19 protein-coding genes are annotated in these 20,094 nt (G+C 73.8%); 1 reads left to right on the forward strand and 18 read right to left on the reverse strand.

What is annotated here, in order from left to right:
- Window positions 1-306 precede the first annotated feature (306 nt).
- The 18 genes from MOV08_RS05430 to leuA form a co-directional block, all read right to left on the reverse strand.
- Window positions 307-1,476 carry a lipase family protein gene (locus MOV08_RS05430; RefSeq protein ID WP_039629835.1) on the reverse strand — a complete coding sequence of 390 codons (1,170 nt, stop codon included), beginning with the start codon at window positions 1,474-1,476 and terminating at the stop codon, window positions 307-309.
- An 83-nt stretch (window positions 1,477-1,559) separates the two neighbouring features.
- Window positions 1,560-2,642, reverse strand: a complete 1,083-nt coding sequence (locus MOV08_RS05435) for an AraC family transcriptional regulator ligand-binding domain-containing protein (protein WP_275306554.1) — start codon at window positions 2,640-2,642, stop codon at window positions 1,560-1,562.
- 101 nt (window positions 2,643-2,743) lie between these two features.
- A complete protein-coding gene (hypE, locus tag MOV08_RS05440; RefSeq protein ID WP_039629839.1) occupies window positions 2,744-3,850 on the reverse strand; it encodes a hydrogenase expression/formation protein HypE in 1,107 nt (368 codons plus the stop codon).
- On the reverse strand, window positions 3,843-4,967 hold the full coding sequence (gene hypD / locus MOV08_RS05445; protein WP_039629841.1) for a hydrogenase formation protein HypD: 1,125 nt from the start codon (window positions 4,965-4,967) through the stop codon (window positions 3,843-3,845). The genes hypE and hypD overlap by 8 nt, the downstream gene beginning before the upstream one ends.
- Window positions 4,964-5,263: a HypC/HybG/HupF family hydrogenase formation chaperone gene (locus tag MOV08_RS05450; protein WP_275306555.1), complete on the reverse strand. Its 300-nt coding sequence runs from the start codon at window positions 5,261-5,263 to the stop codon at window positions 4,964-4,966. Before MOV08_RS05450 ends, hypD begins: the two co-directional genes overlap by 4 nt.
- 40 nt (window positions 5,264-5,303) lie before the next feature.
- Window positions 5,304-7,805 carry a carbamoyltransferase HypF gene (gene hypF / locus MOV08_RS05455; RefSeq protein ID WP_275306556.1) on the reverse strand — a complete coding sequence of 834 codons (2,502 nt, stop codon included), beginning with the start codon at window positions 7,803-7,805 and terminating at the stop codon, window positions 5,304-5,306.
- Window positions 7,802-8,560, reverse strand: coding sequence for a hydrogenase nickel incorporation protein HypB (hypB, locus tag MOV08_RS05460; protein WP_275306557.1), 759 nt, complete (start codon window positions 8,558-8,560; stop codon window positions 7,802-7,804). Before hypB ends, hypF begins: the two co-directional genes overlap by 4 nt.
- 4 nt (window positions 8,561-8,564) lie before the next feature.
- A complete protein-coding gene (locus MOV08_RS05465; protein ID WP_039629846.1) occupies window positions 8,565-8,945 on the reverse strand; it encodes a hydrogenase maturation nickel metallochaperone HypA/HybF in 381 nt (126 codons plus the stop codon).
- Between the two features lie 146 nt (window positions 8,946-9,091).
- Entirely contained in the window at window positions 9,092-9,193 is a 102-nt protein-coding gene (locus MOV08_RS44095; RefSeq protein ID WP_420834128.1) for a DUF6893 family small protein, read from the reverse strand.
- Window positions 9,187-9,765 (reverse strand): hydrogenase maturation protease, encoded by a 579-nt coding sequence (locus tag MOV08_RS05470; protein WP_275306558.1) that lies wholly within the window; start codon window positions 9,763-9,765, stop codon window positions 9,187-9,189. The genes MOV08_RS44095 and MOV08_RS05470 overlap by 7 nt, the downstream gene beginning before the upstream one ends.
- The gene (locus tag MOV08_RS05475) at window positions 9,762-11,153 is read right to left on the reverse strand and encodes a hypothetical protein (protein ID WP_275306559.1); all 1,392 of its coding nucleotides are present in this window, start codon (window positions 11,151-11,153) and stop codon (window positions 9,762-9,764) included. The genes MOV08_RS05470 and MOV08_RS05475 overlap by 4 nt, the downstream gene beginning before the upstream one ends.
- Window positions 11,150-11,842, reverse strand: a complete 693-nt coding sequence (locus MOV08_RS05480; RefSeq protein WP_039629850.1) for a DUF6084 family protein — start codon at window positions 11,840-11,842, stop codon at window positions 11,150-11,152. Before MOV08_RS05480 ends, MOV08_RS05475 begins: the two co-directional genes overlap by 4 nt.
- The gene (locus MOV08_RS05485) at window positions 11,839-12,486 is read right to left on the reverse strand and encodes a DUF5947 family protein (RefSeq protein ID WP_039629853.1); all 648 of its coding nucleotides are present in this window, start codon (window positions 12,484-12,486) and stop codon (window positions 11,839-11,841) included. The genes MOV08_RS05480 and MOV08_RS05485 overlap by 4 nt, the downstream gene beginning before the upstream one ends.
- Window positions 12,483-13,031: a hypothetical protein gene (locus MOV08_RS05490; RefSeq protein WP_275306560.1), complete on the reverse strand. Its 549-nt coding sequence runs from the start codon at window positions 13,029-13,031 to the stop codon at window positions 12,483-12,485. Before MOV08_RS05490 ends, MOV08_RS05485 begins: the two co-directional genes overlap by 4 nt.
- Entirely contained in the window at window positions 13,028-14,809 is a 1,782-nt protein-coding gene (locus MOV08_RS05495; RefSeq protein ID WP_039629857.1) for a nickel-dependent hydrogenase large subunit, read from the reverse strand. Before MOV08_RS05495 ends, MOV08_RS05490 begins: the two co-directional genes overlap by 4 nt.
- 65 nt (window positions 14,810-14,874) lie before the next feature.
- A complete protein-coding gene (locus tag MOV08_RS05500; protein ID WP_039629858.1) occupies window positions 14,875-15,957 on the reverse strand; it encodes an NADH-quinone oxidoreductase subunit B family protein in 1,083 nt (360 codons plus the stop codon).
- Between the two features lie 157 nt (window positions 15,958-16,114).
- Entirely contained in the window at window positions 16,115-16,825 is a 711-nt protein-coding gene (locus MOV08_RS05505) for a DUF4232 domain-containing protein (protein ID WP_275306561.1), read from the reverse strand.
- 500 nt (window positions 16,826-17,325) lie between these two features.
- Window positions 17,326-19,128 (reverse strand): 2-isopropylmalate synthase, encoded by a 1,803-nt coding sequence (leuA, locus tag MOV08_RS05510; RefSeq protein ID WP_275306562.1) that lies wholly within the window; start codon window positions 19,126-19,128, stop codon window positions 17,326-17,328.
- A 182-nt stretch (window positions 19,129-19,310) separates the two neighbouring features.
- On the opposite strand from leuA, the gene MOV08_RS05515 reads away from it, so the two are divergent.
- Entirely contained in the window at window positions 19,311-20,018 is a 708-nt protein-coding gene (locus tag MOV08_RS05515; protein WP_275306563.1) for a FadR/GntR family transcriptional regulator, read from the forward strand.
- Window positions 20,019-20,094: the final 76 nt, after the last annotated feature.

Genomic DNA, 20,094 nt, shown 5'->3' on the forward strand with positions numbered 1-20,094 from the left:
GCGACCACCTGTGGGGGGCAAGTACCGTGCGGCGTCGGCTTGTTGAGGTGTGATCAGGCAGGTCGGCGGCTGCGACCGGGGGCGATCCGCGGTCTAGACCAGGTCACCCTACGGGCGGCCGCGCGAGCATGTCCATACCACTGCGGCGACGGCCGGCGACCAACGCTCTGCCAGCCCACCCCCCTGTGGTCGACCACCGCCCACGCGGACGACGACGGAGGCAGCGGGCACCGGTTCGGGGGTGGTGTTCCGGATCGACCTGTACTAGGCCGTGCCCGCTCGCCCGTGCGGTCAACGCCCCATGGCTCAGGAGCAGTTGTCGGGTGCCGGTCGGTCCGCGAAGCGGTCGGCGAGCCAGTCGGCGGCCGGTGCGGCGCCGACGATGGCGCCGAGCACGTGTTCGCCGAGCGGTATCGAGGTCCACTGGACGCGGGCGCCCCGGGCGCACCAGTCGGCGCGCAGCCGCTTGCCGACGGCGTACGGGATCAGTTCGTCGGCGGTGCCGTGGTAGAGGTACACGGGCGCGTCCGGGGTCCGGGTGCCGAGCGTGGACTCGCGCAGCCGGGCCTGCCAGTCCGGCTGGTCCAGCGGGTTGCGGACGGTCACGTCGGAGATCCTCTTGAAGAGCCCGGCGGCGACGTCGGCGACGACGCAGTTCTCGCGCAGGAAGGCGACATAGCGCCGGCCCCGGTCGTTGAGGTACTTCGCCAGGTCCAGCTCGGGGAAGGCGGCGTTCTGGCCGATGGCGGCCATCAGGATCAGCCCGGCGCCGACGTTGCCGTTGTTGGCGTCCGCGACCTTGCGCAGGTCGGCCGGGACGCCGCCGGTCGCGGTGCCCTTGACCTTGAGTTCGGGCGCGTAGGTCCGGTGCAGCTCGGCGGCCCAGCTGGTGGCCTGGCCGCCCTGGGAGTAGCCCATGATGCCGACCGGGGAATCCTGGGTGACGCCGGCGGCGGCCGCTTCGGGGAGTCGCTCGGCGGCCCGGGCGGCGTCCAGGACGGCCTGCCCCTCGGCGCGCCCGACGGTGTAGGTGTGGTCGCCGGGGGTGCCCAGCCCTTCGTAGTCGGTGACCGCGACCGCCCAGCCGCGGGCGGTGAGTTGCTGGATGAGATTGGCCTCCATGGTGGTGCCCTTGGGGAAGCCGGCCGAGGGGGCGCAGGAGTCGCCGAGGCCGACGGTGCCGACGGCGTAGGTGACGAGCGGGCGCGGGCCCGTGCGGCCGTCGTCGGGCACGATCACGGTGCCGGAGACGGTGTTGGGGGTGCCCTTGGCGGAGGTGGAGCGGTAGGTGAGGTGCCAGGCGCGGGTACCGGTCGGCTGGCCGGGCAGCGGATGGAACGCGGTGGGGGTGGCGGTGACGATGTCGCCGGGGCGGCCGGCCGCGGTGCGTGGCGGGTCCGCGGCGGCGGCGCCGACGGTGCCGAGCGACAGGGCCAGCGCTGCGGCGGTGCCCAGGGCGGTGGCGCGACGGTGCATGCGGCTCTCCCAACTGTCCTGTGGGCCGGGGTGGTGGGGCCGACCGTAGTGAGCTGCGCAGGGGCGGGCGCTGACCGGAACGCTCAGCTTTGCTGGCCGCGCGGGACGGGCGGGCCGGGCGGTGGGGCCTCGCCGGGCCGCGGGGTGACGCCGGCAAGTCGGTAGGCGCCGGGGGTGGTGCCGGTCCAGCGGCGGAAGGCGCGGTGGAAGGCGGTGTCCTCGGAGAAGCCGATCCGGGCCGCGAGTGCGGCGATCGGCTCCCGCCCGGCGGTCAGCGCGGTGAGCGCGGCGTCCCGGCGCACCGTGTCCTTCAGCCGCTGGTACGAGGTGCCCTCGGCACGCAGCCGGCGCCGCAGCGTCGCCGGGCTGACCGCCAGCCGGGCCGCGATCTCGCCGGCCTCCGGCAGCCGCGCCGGCGCCGGGGACCGCAGCGCCTGGGCGAGGCTGCGGCGCACCTGCTCGGCGACGGTGGTGCCGTAGTCGCGGCGGCCCAGCAGGTCGGCCGGGGCCCGCCGCAGCAGGGCGGCCAGCGCCGGCTGGTCCCGGACGACCGGCGCGGTGAGCCAGTGGGCGTCCCAGCCGGCCGCGGTGTACGGGGCGCCGAAGTGGACCGGGCAGCCGAACAGGGCCGGGTACTCGTCGGCGTGCGCGGGGGCCGGGTGGGCGAACTGGGCCCAGTGCAGCGGGATCCGACGCCCGATCAGCCAGCCGGCGAGCCGGTGCCAGATGAGCAGCAGGCAGGCGGCGAGGAAGGCGGCCTCGTCGTGCCGGTGCAGTGCGCTGCGGACGGTGAGGACGGCCGGCCCGTCGTCCGGGCGGAGCGCCACGGCCAGGTCGGGGCCGCCGGGGAAGAGCCGGTAGAAGCGCGTGGCCCGGTCCAGGGCGGAACCGAGGTCCGGGCAGCCCAGGCAGGCGTGGCACATCATGGCGAAGGTGCCGCGGCGGCTGGGGACTGGTCCCAGGCCCAGGAACTCGTCGTCGGTGGCCTGGTGCAGGGCCCGGATCAGGCGGGTGAACTGTTCCGCGGTGACCCGGGCCCGGTCGTCGGCGAGCAGCAGCGGCGGGATGCCGGCGCCCTGGAGCAGCGGCGCGGTGTCGATCCCGAGCCGCCGCGCCCCGCCCAGCGCCGCCCGTACGTGGTGCACCGCGATCGTCAACCCGCTCATGGCCGCACCGTAGCGGTGGCGGGCGCAGAGGTCAGCGGTCGTGACGCCGCCGGTCGGCGGGGCCGGTGCGGGCGGCCCCGCCGAGCGGTGCGACCGCCGGCTCAGCAGATCCGCGGCAGCTGCTCCCCCAGGGGCAGGTCCACCACCCGCGTGCCACCGAGCGGGGTGCGGGCCACCACCATGCCGGGGTGGGCGGCGACCGCCTCGCCGATCACCGCGGCGCCGGCGCCCAAGGGGTGGGCGCGCATCGCGTCCAGCACGGCGTCGGCGTGCTCACGGGGGACGAACGCCACCAGCTTGCCCTCGTTGGCGACGTACATCGGATCGAGGCCGAGGATGGCGCAGGCGTTGGCGACGGCCGGGGGGACGGGGACGGCGCGCTCGTCGATGACCACGCCGGTGGCGGAGGCGGTGGCGATCTCGTTGAGCGCGGCGGCCAGTCCACCTCGGGTGGGGTCGCGCAGCACGTGCAGTTCGGGGGTGACCGCGAGCATCGTCTGGACGAGCCCGCCGAGGGCCGCGCAGTCGCTCTCGATCTCCACGCCGAACTCCAGGCCCTCGCGGACGCTCATGATGGCCACGCCGTGCACACCGATGTCGCCGCTGACGATCACCACGTCGCCGGGCACCACCCGCTGCGGCCGCAGATCGACGCCGGGCGGGATCACCCCGATGCCGGCGGTGTTGAGGTAGACCCCGTCGCCGCGGCCGGCCTCGACGACCTTGGTGTCGCCGGTGGCCACCTCCACGCCGGCGGCCCGGGCCGCGGCGCCCATCGCGTCGGCGACCCCGGCGACCACCGGCATCTCCACGCCCTCCTCCAGGATGAAACCGCAGGAGAGGTAGGCGGCCCGGGCCCCGCTCATGGCGAGGTCGTTGACGGTGCCGTTGACCGCCAGGTCGCCGATGCAGCCGCCGGGGAAGAACAGCGGGCGGACGACGTAGGAGTCGGTGGAGAAGGCCAGGCGCTGTCCGCCGAGCGCGAAGACCGCGGAGTCGCCGAGCTGGGCGAGGAGTTCACCGCCGAAGGCGGGCACGAAGATCTGCTGGACGAGTTCAGCGGAGAGCGCCCCGCCCCCGCCGTGCCCCATCACCACGCGCGGGGTCTCGCGCAGCGGGGCGGGGCAGGTCCAGCCGGTGATGTCGATGGTGGGCAGGTCGCGGGGGCCCTGCCCGGTGGTGGGGGTCTGCGAGGTGGTGTCAGACAACGGGGGTCGCCTCCAAGGGGGTCGGCGTGCTGCCGAGCCGGCGGTACAGGTAGTAGGCGGCGCAGGCGCCCTCGCTGGAGACCATGGTGGCGCCGAGCGGGGTGCGCGGGGTGCAGATGGTGCCGAACGCCTGGCACTCGTGGGGTTTGATCAGCCCCTGCAGGACCTCGCCGCTGCGGCAGGCGGCGGGCTCGCGGGTGGTGATGCCCCCGACCGAGAAGCGGTGTTCGGCGTCGTGGTCGCGGTAGCGGTCGGAGAGCCGCCAGCCGCTGGCGGGGATGGTGCCGATGCCGCGCCAGCTGCGGTCGGTGACCTCGAAGACGTCGGCCAGCATGGCCCGGGCGGCCGGGTTGCCGTCGGGGCGGACGGCGCGCGGATAGGCGTTCTCCACGGTGTGCTCGCCGCGTTCCAACTGGCGGACGGTGCGGCGGATGCCCTCCAGGATGTCCAGCGGTTCAAAGCCGGTGACGACGATCGGCACCCGGAAGCGGTCGGCCAGTGCGGGGTACTCGTCGGTGCCCATCACGCTGCACACATGGCCGGCGGCCAGGAATCCCTGGACCCGGCAGCTCGACGAGGTCATGATCGCCTCGATCGCGGGCGGCACCCGGACGTGCGAGACCAGCATGCTGAAGTTGCGGATGCCCAGCTTGCGGGCCTGATAGACCGTCATCGCATTGGGCGGGGCGGTGGTCTCGAAGCCGATGCCGAAGAACACCACCTCGCGGTGCGGGTTCTGTTGGGCGATCTTCAGGGCGTCGAGCGGCGAGTAGACCACGCGGACGTCGCCGCCCTCGCCGCGCACCCGGAACAGGTCGCGGTCGGTGCCCGGGACGCGGAGCATGTCGCCGAACGAGCAGAAGATCACCTCGGGGCGGGCGGCGATCTCCAGCGCCTGGTCGATGACCGCCAGCGGGGTGACGCACACCGGGCAGCCCGGCCCGTGGATCAACTCGACCTCTTCGGGGAGGAGTTGGTCGATGCCGTGCCGGATGATGGTGTGCGTCTGGCCGCCGCAGACCTCCATCAGCGCCCAGGGCCGGGTCACCGTGGCGCGGATCTCGCCGAGCAGCCGCCGGGCCAGCTCCGGGTTCTGGAACTCGTCGAGGTACTTCACTTCCGCGCCTCCTGTGCCTGCATCGCTTCCTGGGCGGTCACCGCTTCCCACGGGTCGCCGAACTCCTCCTGAAGCAGGCCGAGTTCCTCGAAGAGCTCCAGGGTCCGCCGGGCCGACTCCTCGTCGAGGCGCTGCAGCGCGAAGCCCACATGGACGATCGCGTAGTCGCCGACCACGAGGTCCGGCACGTATTCCAGGCACACCTCCTTGACCACCCCGCCGAAGTCGACGGTGGCCATCCGGGTGCCGTCCCGTTCCTCGATCTCCATCACTTTGCCGGGCACCGCCAGGCACATGGCTCCTCCTCGTCGTACGGGTGCGGGGACATCCAGGGGGCTAGGCGCCGCGCCGCCGGGCCGCGACCAGCAGTTGGCCGAGCGCCAGTCCGCCGTCGTTGGGTGGGACCAGGCGGTGCCGCAGCACGGTGAAACCGTCCTGGTGCAGCATCCGGGCGGCGGTCTCGGCGAGCAGGGTGTTGACGAAGACCCCGCCGGTCAGCGCCACGGTCGACAGGCCGGTGCGCTCCCTGGCCAGTCCGCAGCAGCGCCGGACCAGCCCGGCGATCGCGGCGTGGAAGCGGGCCGCGACCGGCGCCGGGCCGGCGCCGGCCCGCACGTCCTCGATGACCGCGGCGAGCACGGGGGCGGGGTCGGCGACCAGTGCCGCCCCTCCGTCGCCCGGGGCGCCGGTGCGCAGCCCGAAGGTGTAGCTGGGGCCGCGGTCGTCGCCGGCGGCGCGGGCGGCGGCCTCCAGTGCGGCGGCGGCCTGCGCCTCGTAGCCGGCGTGGTGGCAGATCCCGGCGAGCGAGGAGACCGCGTCGAAGAGCCGGCCCATGCTGGAGGTCGGCGCGCAGTTGAGGTTGCGCTCCAACTGGCGTGCCAGTAGCTGGAGTTCGTCGGGCGGGCAGGCGGCGACCGGCGGCAGGTCGGGTGTCCAGGGGAGGCCCGCGGCGTGCAGATGGGCGAGGGCCATCCGGTAGGGCCGGCGGACGGCGCTGTCGCCGCCGGGCTGCGGGACGTAGCCGAGCTGGGCGAAGCGGCGGTATCCGGCGTAGTCGGCGAGGAGGACCTCGCCGCCCCAGACCGCACCGTCGTCGCCGTAGCCGGTGCCGTCGAAGGCGACGCCGATAACCGGTCGGCTGCCGTCCAGGCCGTGTTCGGCCATGGCGGAGGCGATGTGCGCGTGGTGGTGCTGGACCCGGACCAGGGGGCGACCGCGGGTGTGCCGGTGGGCCCACTGGCCGGTGCGGTAGCCGGGGTGCCGGTCGGTGGCCAGCAGCCGGGGCCGGACCCCGGTGAGGGTCGCCAGGTGCTCGGCGGCCCGCTCGAACGCCAGCTGGGTGGCGAGGTCGTCCATGTCCCCGATGTGCGCGGACAGCCAGGCCCGGTGCCCGTCCCCCAGGCACAGTACGGTCTTCAGGTCGCCGCCGGTGGCCAGCGCGGGCCGGACCGACACCGGCAGCGGCACCGGGTACGGGGCGCAGCCGCGCGAGCGCCGGACGTACAGCGGTGCGCCGTCGCTGATCCGGACCACCGAGTCGTCGCACGGGACCTGGATCGCCCGGTCGTGGGCCAGCCAGGCATCGGCCAGGTGCGCCAGCCGCACCAGGGCGTCCGCGTCGTCCGTGACGAGCGGGTCGCCGGAGACGTTGCCGCTGGTCATCACCAGCAGCCGGGGGCCCTGGGGGTCGCCAGGCAGGCCGAACAGCAGGTGGTGCAGCGGGGTGTAGGGGAGCATCAGCCCCAGGTCGGGGCAGCCGGGGGCGACGTGGTCGGAGACCGCCGGGGCCCCCGGCGCGGGCCCGCCGGGTCGCCGGCGCAGCAGCACGATCGGCCGCACCGGCCCGGTGAGCAGCGCCCGCTCCTCCGCTCTGAGTTCCACCAGCCCTTCCACGTCAGCAAGTTGACGAACCATCAGGGCGAACGGCTTGTCGCCGCGGGCCTTCCTCCGGCGCAGCTCGGCCACCGCGCGGTCGTCCTGGGCGTCGCACACCAGGTGGTAGCCGCCCAGTCCCTTGACGGCGACGATGGCGCCCTCGGCGAGCAGCCGCCGGGCGCCGGCCACCGGGTCGCCGGGCAGCGGACGCGGCGGGCCGGCGGGCCCGTCCGGGCCGTGGGCCAGCAGCCGCAGCCGCGGCCCGCAGTCATGGCAGGCGACCGGCTGAGCGTGGAACCGCCGGTCGGCCGGGTCCGCGTACTCGGCCGCGCAGCGCGGGCACATCGGGAAGTCGGCCATCGTGGTCTGCGCCCGGTCGTAGGGCAGCGCGCGGACGATGGTGAAGCGCGGCCCGCAGTGCGTGCAGGTGACGAAGGGGTGCCGGTAGCGGCGGTCGGCGGGGTCGGTCAGTTCGGCCAGGCAGGCGTCACAGGTGGCGGCGTCCGGCGCGACCAGGGTGCGGGCCGGGCCACCGGTGCGGGAGGGGAGGATGGTGAAGCCGGTGCCGCCGGTGACCGCGATGTCCTGGCCGTCCACCGCCTCCACGACCGCCAGCGGCGGCGCCTCGGCGCGCAGCCGCGCACCGAACCGGTGCAGCACGCCCGGCGGGCCCTCGACCTCGGCGACGACTCCTTCACCGGTGTTGCTGACGTGGCCGGCCAGCCCCAGCTCGGTGGCGAGGCCGTGCACGAACGGGCGGAAGCCGACGCCCTGGACGATGCCGCGCACGATGATCCGGTGGCGGGCGGGGGCGGCCCCGGGGGCCTCGGCACGGCGCACGGTGCCCACCGCTCCCGTGCGGGGATCCTCCCCCACGCCCGGGGACGCCCCCTCGTCGAGGGACGTCGACGGCTCGGGGGAGGGTGCGGGAGCGGTGCCGGCACCGGGCCGCCCGACGGTCATGAGCGGCTCGACCCCACGGTGTCGCGTTGGCCGACCCGGTCCACCGACGCGTCGTGCACATGGTGGGACTGACGGGTCATCACCGGGATGTGCGCCGGCCCGCCCTCCCGCGCCGCCAGGGCCCGGTCCAGCAGCACCCCGACGCCCTCACCGGCGCGCACCGAGGTGCGGACGACCTCGGCGCCGGGGTTGACCCGTTCCACGTTGGCCCGGAACGCCGCCTCGTCGAAGTCCACCGCCGCGGCGATGTCGGTCTTGGTGATCAGGACCAGGTGGGCCAGCCCGAAGGCGGTGGGGTACTTCAGCGGCTTGTCCTCGCCCTCGGTCACCGAGGCCAGTACCACCCGCAGGGTCTCCCCCAGGTCGTAGGAGGCGGGGCAGACGAGGTTGCCGACGTTCTCGACGAACAGCAGCCGGGTCCCGGCGGGGAGCCAACCGTCCAGGTGCCCGCCGAGCATCTCGGCCTCCAGGTGGCACAGCCCGTCGGTGAGCACCTGTTTGACGGGGACTCCGGAGCGGGCCAGCCGCACCGCGTCGTTCTCGGTGGCCAGGTCGGCGGTGAGCGCCGCGACCGGCACCCCACGTTCCCGCGCCCGCGTCAACTCCCGTTCCAGCAGGGCCGTCTTGCCGCTGCCTGGGCTGGAGAGCAGATTGACGACCGCGGTGCCGCGGCCGGCCAGTTCCTCGCGCAGGGTGTGCGCACAGGCGTCGTTCTTGGCGAGCACCGCCTGCTGCAGATCAAGGACACGGCACATGGGATCAGCGCTCCTCGTGCGTCGGTGTGGGTACCGGGGCGTCGTGCCAGCTGACGTCGGCGATCCGCAGTTCGCGGCCGGAGAGCAGCTCCACACGGGCCCCGCCGCACCCGGGGCAGCTCAGGCGCGGCGGCATGCCCGCCGGCCAGGTCCGGTCGCAGGCGGCGCAGCGGGCGCGGGCCGCGATCGGTTCGGTGATCAGCTCGGCGCCGGCCAGGACCGTGCCCTCGCAGGCGAGCTGGAAGGAGAAGGCCAGGGCGTCGGGGACCACCCCGGCCAGTTCGCCGATCTGGAGCCGGACACTGCTGACCGCGGTCGCGCCGGCGGGCCGTACCGCGCTCTCCACCTGGTCGATGACCGCCAGCGCGATGGACATCTCGTGCATCGGTCCGTCTCTTTCGGGTGTGACGACCGGTTGCCGCTGGCTTCATTAGACGGCGCGGCACCGGGGCGTTCGGGGTGCCTCGCCGGGGCGGCGCGGCGGCATACACCGTTCGGTGCAGCGCGCCCGCCGCCGGTGGGGAGCCCGCGTCACATGGCGCGCATCCGCAGATAGCGCTTGAGGTCGGGCAGGTTGCGCAGGGCGAGCGCGAGGGCGGCGGCCAGGGCGCTGCCGAGGGCGAGCTTCAGCATGGTGTCGTGTTCCTCTCACTGGTGGCGGTCGGGGCGCCGGTGGGGGCCGGCGCCGGCTCCTGCGCGCCGACCAGCCGCAGCACGAGCCGGACGGCCTCGTCGACGGCGGCGGCGACGGGGGTGCTCAGGCCGATTCCCTCTTCGGTGTCGGCGGGTTCGCAGCCGACGACCAGGACGCGTTCCGGGCGCTGGGCGCCGGTGCCCGCGCTGAGCGTGTCGAGCAGCGCCAGGACGGCGTCGGGCGTCATGTGGTGGGCGTCGAGGGGGGTGTTCTCCGGGCGGGCGGCGGCGTCGGCGGGATCGGTGGCGTCCAGGAGGTAGAGCGAGCCGGGCTCGCCGCCGCGCGCCGCGGCGTCCACCAGCAGCACCGTCCGGTAGTCGTCCAGCATCCGGTAGGCGAGGTGGACGCCGCGGACGCCGGCGTCGACCAGTTCCACTCCGTCGGGGAGGGTGTGCGCACCGAGCGCGCGGACGGTCTCGACGCCGAAGCCGTCGTCGCCGAGGAAGATGTTGCCGACGCCCGCGATCAGGGTGCGGCCGGGTGGGAGGGGGCGGGGCGGGGCGTTGCTCACTCGTCCTCCAGGGGCGCGAGTTCGTCGGGTTGGAAGTAGAGGAACCGGCCCTGTGCGCGCCGGATGTCGGCGCCCGGGTCGCCCTCGACGGTCACCGCGAGGTGCACCCCGCCGTCCACGTCGTGCAGCACGGCCTCGACGCGCGCGGCGCGCCCGTGCAGGAAGAGGTCCTGGGCATCGGTGCGGCGGCGGCCGGGGCGCAGTTCCACCCGGCTGCCGGCGCCGACCGAGCGGCCGTCGATGCTGATCCGGTCGGTCAGCGGGTCCACGTCGCGGTCGCCGCCCGGGTCCCACCAGGGGGTGTCCGGGCGGGCCGGTTCCGGGTCCGGGCCGGTGACCTCGCGCAGCGCCCGTACGGCGCCGTGCAGCCGCTCCAGCACCTCGGGGGGCATCCCGTCGGCGAGGTCGATCACCTCGGCGGCCCGCGGGTCGGTGCCGCGGGCCTCGCGCTTCTCCTGGTCGGTGAGGGTCGCCGTGCGGAGGGCGAGGATCTCGTCGATCTCCAGGGCGTCGTAGAGCGCGCCGGGGCTCTCGGGGGCGATGGCCGGGTGGTCCTCCAGGATGATCGGGGCGGACAGCACCACCTCGGCGCTGCCGGGCGGGCCGGCCAGCACCGGCCAGGTGTGCTCGTTGCGGCAGCCGGCGACCGCGCCCCGGGCCCATTCGGGCGGGTCGGTCTGGGAGAGGAACCGGCCGGCGCTCAGGCCGAGGAGGAGGTGGGCGGCGACCAGCGAGCGGGGCAGCGCCGCGTCCCGGTCGTCCGCCGCCGGGTCCGGGGCCCAGCCGCTGGTGTTCTCGACCGTCGCGGTCAGTCTCAGCACCGCGTACGGGCCCTCGATCTCCTGCGCGGTCAGCCGCAGCATCCCGCGGATCTCCTCGCGGCGGCGTACCAGCCGGCCCACCGGCCGCCCGTCGGCGTCGTGCACCGGCTCGGTCTCCTCGCCGGCGGGCCGGCTGAACGGGACGGTGACGCCGTCGCCGGCCAACTCGGCCACCGGGACGTCGATCGGGCAGCGCTCCTCGATGCCCTCGTCCCAGGGGACCAGCACCCGGTCCGGCAGCTCCAGCTCGGCGGCGGTGGTGAACTCCCCGTCGGAGTCCAGACGTTGGACGGTACGCCGCTGGGCGCGCAGAAAGCGCAGCTCGGCGGCGAGCCGGGCTCCGGAGCGCGGTTCCATCAGGCATTCGGTGCGCTGGTGGGAGTGTTCGGCGTGGTCGGCGCCCCAGCCGGGCGGCACCAGGACGCCGAACTGCCAGCGCAGCCGGTTCTTGGCGGCGGACGCCCGGTAGGGGTACAGGACGTAGCCCTCGAACAGCACGGCGTCCGCGACCTGCCGGGCGGTGGCGAAGCGTTCCGCGAGCGTGTCGGTGGGCGCCGGCGTCGTCACGGTGCGGTCCTCTCGGTGGCGGGGCGGGCGACGGCGGGGAAGCCGCGTGGCCCGGGCGTGGTGCCGTCCGCGGCGGCCAGCAGCGCCTGGACGGTGGCCTCCCAAGACGGCAGGGCGTGCCGGGAGCGGAACGCCAGCAGCGCGTCCAGGCTCTCCTTGGGGAGGCGCAGCCAGCCGCAGCCGGGGAAGTGGGTGTCGGTCATCTCCCGCCACACGGCGGCCGGGAGCCGGCACTCGGCCTCCTTGTGCCAGGGCACCGGGAAGACCTGGAAACCGCTCGGGCCGGCGAAGACGGTGCCGGAGAAGAGCAGCAGCAGCGGCACCTCGCCGTCGCGCAGGGCGTGCATGTAGCGGCCGGCGGCCACCTCCAGGTCGTAGCTGCACGGGACCGGCAGGTCCACCTCGGTCTCGCCGGTGAAGCCGGGGACGACGAGGGAGACCTGTGCGAACTGGAGGGGTTTGAGGGTGCTGCCCCAGCGGGACCGCGCGCCGAAGAGGTCGGCCAGCGCGGCGGCCTCCTCGGGGTCGTAGTCGCGCCGGGCCGGTTCGATGCGGAGCTGGCAGCGCAGCGCCAGGGCGTGCACCCGGGCGTCGCCCGCGGCGGTGATCCGCAGGCGGAAGAGGAGGGTGGGGGCGGCGGCGTAGCGGTCGGCGCGGACGCCGGTGCAGACGAAGGACAGCTCGGTCACGGCCGTCGGGCCTCCTCGTGCGGTTCCCGGGCCCGCCGGGCGACGTCGGCGAAGAAGTCCGCGAGGGCGGCGCGGGCCTCGGCCCCGCCGTCGAAGCCCCGCCACAGCATCCGCAGCCGGCCGGTGAGTTCGTAGGCGAGATCGACCGGGATCAGGTGGCACTCGATCCGGTCCTCGGTGCGGCGCAGCAGCAGGGCCTCCACGTCGGGGGCGAGGAGCCCGGCGAGTCGGGTGGCGTCGTGGACGGCCTGCCAGGCGGAGGGTTCCAGCTCGCTCTCGGTGGCGCCGGCCGGGCTGGGGTAGAGCGCCACCGCCCGGCCCAGCGCGGTGTTGTCCAGCAGGAACGCGACGCCGACGGGGATCCGGAGCCGGTCCCAGACCGCGTCGTCCAGGCGGTGGTCGGGGTCGGACAGGAAGCGGTCCGGGACGGTGCGGAACTGTCCGCCGGCGGCGCCGGCCCGCTCGAAGAGCAGCGCGCAGGGCGGGCAGGCGCAGGCCAGCCCGCGGTTCCTGGTGTCGACCAAGTGGCGGTGGCGGCCGGCGAGTTCGATGCCGCACAGTTCGCAGCGTTCGGGCGGCGGGGGCGCGGGGGCCCGGAAGCGCCGCAGGCCGCGGTGGGCGGCGGCGGTCGGCGGGGCGCTCACGACACCGGGGCGGCGGTCGGCGGGCGGCGCGAGATCTGGAGCAGCGGGAGTTCCGGCGCGGCGCGGCGGGTCTCCCACGCCACCGAGGTCACCTCCGGCGCGAAGCAGGACAACGCGCCCTCCACCGCCGGCCGGTCGACCGCGCCGCCGCATCCGCAGCCGCCCGATCCGCTCTCCGCCAACCGCAGTTCCCCGGTCTCCGGGGCGAACTCCGCGACCTCGACCGCGTCCTGGCTCCGTACGCTCGCCAGCGCCCGGTCGATGCGGGCTGCGGCGTCCTCCGGATGCAGGTCGTGCAGCACCAGCAGGCTGCTGACCAGGGCGTCGCCCAGCAGCGCGGCCCGTGGCCCGTCGGCGCCGGTGCGCCGCTCGACGAGGTGCATGATGCGGGCCAGTCCGGCGCCGTAGAAGTCCATCAGGACCCGGACGAGTTCCTCGGCGGTCGCGGCCGTCGCGGCGTCGCCGTGTTCGATGAGTCGGTCCAGCAGTTCCTCGACCCGGCGGCCGGTCAGCTCGGCGTCGGGGGCGGCGACAGGCGCGGTCATCCGGCGAGTCCGCTCAGCCCGGTGGGGACGTGCATGGTCTCGACGGTCCGGCCGCCGACGTACATGTGGACGCCGCACGGCAGGCAGGGGTCGAAGCTGCGCACCGCCCGCATGATGTCGATGCCCTTGAAGTTCTCCGGGGTGTTCTCCTCGAAGATCGGGGTGTTCTGGACGGCGTCCTCATAGGGGCCGGGGGTGCCGTAGGAGTCGCGGGTGCTGGCGTTCCACGGTGTCGGCGGATAGGGGTGGTAGTTGGCGATCTTCCCGTCGCGGATGACCATGTGGTGGGAGAGGACGCCGCGCACCGCCTCGGTGAAGCCGCAGCCGATGGACTCGTCGGGCACCTCGAACTTCTCCCAGGTCTGGGTGCGTCCGGCGCGCACCTCCTCCAGCCCCTGCTCGGCGAAGTGCAGCGCCATGGCCGCCGCGTACGCCTGGAAGTAGGTGCGGGCGCGGTTGCGTTCCAGCGCGTTGCTCCACTTCGGGATCTTCCACTCGAAGCGGGCCTCGGGCCGGGTCATGCTGCGCGGCAGGTCGATGACGACGCTGTTGCCGGTGGCCTTGACGTAGGGGGTGTCGACGAGGCCGGAGAGGGCGGTGGACCACAGGCGGGCGATCGGGCCGCCGCCGGTGTCCAGGGCCAGGTGCTCCTTGCCGTCGAACCAGCGCGGCGACATCACCCAGCTGTACTTGTCGTCGAAGTCGCGCTTCTGCGGGGCGGGGATGGTGTGCTGGTTCCAGGGGTGGCGGGCGTCGACGGGGTTGCCGAGCGGGTCGTGGGTGACGAACTTCTCCTGGCCCTCCCAGTCCTGGTAGTAGGAGCTGCCGAGCAGGATGCGGATGCCGAGGTTGATCTCGGTGAGGTCGTTGGTGACCAGCTTCCCGTCGACGATGATGCCGGGGGTGACGAACATCCGCCGGCCCCAGTCCGACATGTTGCGGTAGGTGAAGTCGCAGTGCTCGGGGTCGTTGAGGGCGCCCCAACAGCCGAGCAGGACCCGCCGTCGGCCGACCTCCTCGTAGCCGGGCAGTGCCTCGTAGAAGAAGTCGAAGAGGTCGTCGTGGAGCGGCACCACGCGCTTCATGAACTCGACGTAGCGCATCAGCCGGCTGAGGTAGTCGGTGAAGAGCTGGACGCTGGCGACGGTGCCGACGCCGCCCGGGTAGAGCGTGGAGGGGTGCACATGGCGGCCCTCCATCAGGCAGAACATCTCCCGGGTGTAGCGGCTGACCTGGAGCGCCTCGCGGTAGAACTCGCCCTCGATGGGGTTGAGCGAGGTCATGATGTCGGCGATGGTGCGGTAGCCGTGGTCGCCGGCGTGCGGGGCCTCGGTCCGCTGGGCGAGCTCCCAGACGCCCGGGTTGGTCTCGCGGACCATCTTCTCGCAGTAGTCGACCCCGACCAGGTTCTCCTGGAAGATGTTGTGGTCGAACATGTACTCCGCGGACTCGCCGAGGTTGATGATCCACTCGCCCAGGTGCGGGGGCTTCACCCCGTAGGCCATGTTCTGGGTGTAGACCGAGCAGGTGGCGTGGTTGTCGCCGCAGATCCCGCAGATCCGGCTGGTGATGAAGTGCGCGTCGCGCGGGTCCTTGCCGCGCATGAAGACGCTGTAGCCGCGGAAGACCGACGAGGTGCTGTAGCACTCGGCGACCCGCTTCTGCTTGAAGTCGATCTTGGTGTGGATGCCCAGGCTGCCCACGATCCGGGTGATCGGGTCCCAGGACATCTCCGTCAGACCGCTGCCGTCGCCGGCCGTCTTGGTCTTCGCTGCCATTGTCTGTGCCATGCCCTTCTTCGCTTGCCGAGGTGGGGATCTGACGGAGCGTCGGGTCAGGGGGGTCACCAGGGCCGGCGGTAGCCGGTGGTCAGCTTCTCGCCGCGGTGCCGCCACCTGGGCTCGTGGTCCACGGTCCGGGCCGTGATGCCGCGCAGCCGGCGGACGACGTTGCCGTACGCGGTACTGGCGGTGCTGGAGAGCTTGGCGCCGGGCGGCTCGTCCATGAACGGCATGAACTTGTCGGGGAAGCCGGGCATGGTGCAGGCGATGCAGACCCCGCCGACGTTGGGGCAGCCGCCGATGCCGTCCATCCAGCCCCGCTTGGGCACATTGCATTTGACCACGGGACCCCAGCAGCCGACCTTCACCAGGCACTTGGGCGAGTCGTACGTGGTGGCGAACTGGCCCTGCTCGTAGTAGCCGGCCCGGTCGCAGCCCTCGTGCACGGTCTCGCCGAAGAGCCAGGTGGGCCGCAGTTGGTCGTCCAGCGGGATCATCGGCGCCGCGCCGGCGGCCTGGTAGAGCAGGTAGACCAGGGTCTCGGCGAAGTTGTCCGGCTTGATCGGACAGCCCGGGACGCACACGATCGGGATCCCGGCCTTGGACTTCCAGTCCCAGCCCAGGTAGTCGGGCACGCCCATGGCGCCGGTCGGGTTGCCGGCCATGGCGTGGATGCCGCCGTACGTGGCGCAGGTGCCGATGGCGACGACGGCGAGCGCCTTGGGGGCCAGTCGGTCGATCCACTCACTGGTGGTGATCGGCTGCCCGGTCTCGGGGTCGTCGCCGAAGCCGCACCAGTAACCCTCCGGCTTGATCGCCTCGTTGGGGACGGAGCCCTCGACGACCAGCACGAACGGGTCGATCTCTCCGCGCTCGCCCTTGAAGAACCACTCGATGAAGGTGTCCGCGCCCTGCACCGGACCGCATTCGAAGTCGATCAGCGGCCAGTGGACCTGGACCTTGGGCAGGCCCGGCAGCACGCTGAGCGCGATCTCCTCGATGCTCGGCTGGGTCGCGGCGGTCAGCGCCACCGAGTCGCCGTCGCAGCTCAGGCCGGCGTTGATCCAGAGGACGTGGATCGGGGGCTCGTCGTCCTTCTTGGCCGCCGGAGCGGCCCCGGTCGCGGTGGCAGGTGCGGCATCCATGGCGTAACGCCTCCTCGGCGAGGTGGGCAGCGGAAGCGCTCGGCACGGCTTCCGTCCACCTTGGTAACACCGCCCGGGAGGCGAGGAGAGCCGACAGGGGCCGTTCCGGTGACGCACCAGCACCGGAACGGCCCCATGGCCCGAGGAGGGTCTGCCGTCAGGACGGCACACCGGCCTCCATGGCGGTGACGGTGAACGTGCCGCCGCACACCCGCAGCCCACCGCTGTTGGTGGTCATGGACTCCTTGGAGCCGGGCGGGTAGACGAAGACGATCTGCGAGTCCTTCCAGCAGGGGATGTCCGAGACGCCGTCGTTGACGGTGTGCAGCACGGCGTGCGCGCTCTGCCCGGGCTGGAGCCGTACGCCGCCGCCGGCGCCGCCCTCGCGGGAGGCGGGCGTACCGACCGCCGAACCGTCACGCTGGATCAGCGAGACGCCGGGGTAGCCCCGCAGCGAGCACGCCTTCTTGCCCTTGTTGGTGAAGACCAGCGGGACCCGGATGTTGCCCGCGCCGACGTCCGTGCGGCCCAGGCGCAGCGACATGTTCTCCGCGGTGCAGCGGTCCGAGGCCGTCATGGCCGAGGGGTTGGCCTGGCTGGCACTGGGGACGCCGGAGGTGCCCGCGGAGGGCTTGGCCACGCTGGACGGCCGGGCGGCGTTCCCGGCGGACTGCGGGCTGCCACCGGTCGACGGCGCGCCCTGCGCCCGGCTCGCGCTGGAGGTGGCGGGCGCGGCGGCCGACGAGGACTGGGACGACGCACGGTCCGTGCCGTTCTGGCAGGCGGAGAGCGTCAACGCGGTGACGGCGATCAGCGATCCGGCGGCGACACGGCGGCCGCGGCCGACAGTCTTGATGGTGAGCGACATGAGTCCCCCTCGTCTGGTAGGTGGGTACCCTCGTGAATGTGGGTGCGTACGGTCCGTCCGTTGCTCTTCCAGCGTGCTCCCGGGCACTGCCGGTCCGCTAACGAGGCACTAACACCCCGCTAACGAGGCCGCGCGCCCGGTTCGGCGCTGCCCCGGCGGCCTGTGTGACCAGCCGGAACTCCGGTGTGCCGCCCAGGCTCGCAGAAATCTCTGCGGTTGCGGACGCGGCACTACGAGGTTCGGCCGTTTCAGCCTTCCTGCGCACCGCCCCCGGAAGACCCCTTCCGCCCCAGGTGCCCCGTGCGACGGGCCCATGCCCCTGGTAAGTGCGCAGGGCCGGGCCCCGGGCGTCGATGCTGGTGGTGCCGCGGTGCGCCCGGGGCGGACCGGGGGTCCGCACTCGACCGAAATCCCACCATAGGGAGTAGAAGAGACGCTTCCCTTGACACCGGGGTTGCACGAGAACGGCACTTTTCGGCCGCCGGAGCCCGGTTCGCGGCTCAGGCCGGACCGGGGCGATCGGCCCCCGCCCGCGCCGCCCGGTTGACAGCCGCCAGGACGGCCCGTACAGACGCGGTCAGCACGGAGGTGTCCTGGCCCGCGCCCCAGGCGGTGTCCCCGCCGATCCGGCAGCGGACGTAGGCGACGGCGGCGCTGTCCGGCCCGGCGGCGGTGGCGTGCTCGGCGTAGGCGGTGATGTCCACGGGGTGGCCCGCCGCGGCCAGGGCGTCGGCGAACGCGGCCAGCGGCCCGTTGCCGCGCCCCTGGTACGTCCGCAGGTCCGACCCGCCGCCCAGTTCGCAGCGGACCAGGTGCTCCCCCGGCCTCGGCTCGCCGGTGCTCCAGGTGCCGAGGGTCAGCGGGCCGTCCACGCCCGGAGCGAGGTAGCTGCTGCGGAACAGCTCCCACAGGTCCTTCGGGGTGAGTTCCTGCCCGCTGCCGTCGGTCGCGCGCTGCACGGTGCGGGAGAACTCCGGCCGCAGGTCACCGGGCAGGTCCAGCCCGTAGTGGGTGTGCAGGAGGTGGGCGATCCCGCCCTTGCCCGACTGGCTGTTGACACGGATCACCGCCTCGTAGCCGCGGCCGAGGTCGGCCGGGTCGACGGGCAGGTACGGCACGTCCCACGGCGCCTCGGCCTCGGGGACGCCCAACTCGGCGGCGCGCCGGGCGTGGTGGGCGAACCCCTTGCCGATGGCGTCCTGGTGGGTGCCGGAGAAGGCGGTGTGGACGAGGTCGCCGGCGTAGGGGTGGCGGGGGTGGACGGGCAGCCGGATGCAGTCCTCGACGGTGCGGCGGACGGTGTCCAGGTCGGAGAAGTCCAGCATCGGATCGACGCCCTGGGTGTACAGGTTGAGGGCCAGGGTGACCAGGTCGACGTTCCCGGTGCGCTCGCCGTTGCCGAACAGGCAGCCCTCGATGCGCTGCGCTCCCGCGAGCAGGCCGAGCTCGGCGCAGGCCACGCCGGTACCGCGGTCGTTGTGCGGGTGCAGGGAGAGGACCACCGCGTCCCGGCGGGCCAAGTGCCGGTGCATATAGGCGATCTGGTCCGCGTACACATTGGGCGTGGCGATCTCGACGGTGGCCGGGAGGTTGTGCGTCACCGGGCGGTCCGGGGCGGCGTCCCAGAGCGCGGTCAGCCCGTTGCAGATCTCCAGCACCAGATCGGGTTCGGTCAGATTGAAGACCTCGGGCGAGAACTGGAACCGGATGTCGGCGTGCGGACGGGCGTCGGCCAGCCGCGCCATCAGCGTCGCGGCGTCCCGGACCATGGCGTGCACCTCGTCCCTGGTGCGGCCGAGGACCACCTCGCGCCACGTGGGGGCGGTCGCCGTGTAGAGGTGGACGACGGTGCGCGGCAGCCCGTCGATCGCCTCGAAGGTCCGCTCGATCAGCTCCTTGCGGGCCGGGGTGAACACCACGACGGTCACGTCGTCGGGGACGGCGTCGCTCTCGGCCAGATGCCGTACGAAGTCGAAGTCGGTGCGGCTCGCCGAGGGATAGGCGACCTCGATCTCCTTGAAGCCCATGGCGACCAGCAGGTCGAACAGCCGGCGCTTGCGCGGGGTGTCCATCGGTTCGGCCAACGCCTGGTTGCCGTCGCGCAGGTCGACCGGCACCCACAGGGGCGCCCGCTCGATCCGGGCGGCGGGCCACTCACGGTCGGTGTGCGGCACCTCGACCCGCTGGTGGGCGGGCCGGTAGCGGTGGGCCGGCATGTCACTGCCGCGCTGCGGATTCCAGGCCGGGGCCGTCGCGGGCACCGGCCCGCGGGGCGTGCGGACGGTGGGGAAAGTGCGGGACATCGCGTTCCTTCACAGAAGCCGGGGGGAGAGACCGGCAGCACCGGACCCCGCGGCGGGGTGCCGGTCGCGTCAGGCCCCGCCGCGGCACCCGAGGAGGAGGCCACGCAGCGTCATGACGGGTACACTAACCACGAACCAATTCCTCAGACAAGCTGAGGAGTTATGAGGACAGGAGAAACGGGATGCCGCTGGAAGCCCTCCGCCCCAGCCCCCTGGTCGAACAGGCCGCGCAACGGCTGCGCGACCAGATCACCGGCGGGCACTGGCCGGTGGGCAGCAGGCTCCCGGGCGAGACGACGCTGGCCAAGACCCTCGGCGTCGGCCGCTCGACGGTCCGCGAAGCGCTGCGCGCGCTGGCCGGCGCCGGAATGGTGCAGCCCCGCCAGGGCGCCGGTGTCTTCGTCATCGCCGCCGAACCCACCGAGGACTGGCCGACCCGCCTGCGCCGCGCGGCCGTCGCCGACGTCTACGAGGTGCGCGCGATGGTCGAGGTCCAGGCCGCCCGCCTCGCCGCCGAGCGCCGCACCGAGGCCGATGTCACGGCCCTGTACGCGGCACTGGAGAGGCGGCGGACCGACGGCGCCGCCGACGACGCAGCCTTCGTCGACGCGGACATCGCCCTGCACGCGGCGGTGGTGGACGCCGCCCACAACCCCGTACTGACCGACCTCTTCGGCCAGTTCGTCCCCGCCCTGCGCCAGGGCCTGATCGACCTCGTCCGGCTGCTCGGCCTGCGCGATCACGACCCGCACCACGGGGACGCCCGCCACGCCGCCCTCGTCGAGGCCGTGGCCGCCGGCGACGCCGACACCGCCGGCGACGTCCTCCAGTCCGAACTGGCGGAAACCCGGGCGCTCTTGCTGACGGGGCGCCCCGCGGAGGATGGGTGACACCTCGTCAGGATGGTGCGCACGCCGCCGGAAGCGGTGCCGCCAGCGCTGCCTGCGTCGGCACGGCCGTCGGCAG

It is taken from the genome of Streptomyces yunnanensis (assembly GCF_029011865.1).
GTDB lineage: Bacteria > Actinomycetota > Actinomycetes > Streptomycetales > Streptomycetaceae > Streptomyces > Streptomyces yunnanensis.

Excerpts from the sequence above, each read along its gene's own strand:
- MOV08_RS05430 (WP_039629835.1), bottom strand. The coding sequence starts at position 1,476 with ATGCACCGTCGCGCCACCGCCCTGGGCACCGCCGCAGCGCTGGCCCTG.
- MOV08_RS05505 (WP_275306561.1), bottom strand. The coding sequence starts at position 16,825 with ATGTCGCTCACCATCAAGACTGTCGGCCGCGGCCGCCGTGTCGCCGCC.
- MOV08_RS05490 (WP_275306560.1), bottom strand. The coding sequence starts at position 13,031 with ATGACCGCGCCTGTCGCCGCCCCCGACGCCGAGCTGACCGGCCGCCGG.
- MOV08_RS05500 (WP_039629858.1), bottom strand. The coding sequence starts at position 15,957 with ATGGATGCCGCACCTGCCACCGCGACCGGGGCCGCTCCGGCGGCCAAG.
- MOV08_RS05450 (WP_275306555.1), bottom strand. The coding sequence starts at position 5,263 with ATGTGCCTGGCGGTGCCCGGCAAAGTGATGGAGATCGAGGAACGGGAC.
- MOV08_RS05495 (WP_039629857.1), bottom strand. The coding sequence starts at position 14,809 with ATGGCAGCGAAGACCAAGACGGCCGGCGACGGCAGCGGTCTGACGGAG.
- hypF (WP_275306556.1), bottom strand. The coding sequence starts at position 7,805 with ATGACCGTCGGGCGGCCCGGTGCCGGCACCGCTCCCGCACCCTCCCCC.
- MOV08_RS05465 (WP_039629846.1), bottom strand. The coding sequence starts at position 8,945 with ATGCACGAGATGTCCATCGCGCTGGCGGTCATCGACCAGGTGGAGAGC.
- MOV08_RS44095 (WP_420834128.1), bottom strand. The coding sequence starts at position 9,193 with ATGCTGAAGCTCGCCCTCGGCAGCGCCCTGGCCGCCGCCCTCGCGCTC.
- hypB (WP_275306557.1), bottom strand. The coding sequence starts at position 8,560 with ATGTGCCGTGTCCTTGATCTGCAGCAGGCGGTGCTCGCCAAGAACGAC.
- leuA (WP_275306562.1), bottom strand. The coding sequence starts at position 19,128 with ATGTCCCGCACTTTCCCCACCGTCCGCACGCCCCGCGGGCCGGTGCCC.
- MOV08_RS05515 (WP_275306563.1), top strand. The coding sequence starts at position 19,311 with ATGCCGCTGGAAGCCCTCCGCCCCAGCCCCCTGGTCGAACAGGCCGCG.
- MOV08_RS05435 (WP_275306554.1), bottom strand. The coding sequence starts at position 2,642 with ATGAGCGGGTTGACGATCGCGGTGCACCACGTACGGGCGGCGCTGGGC.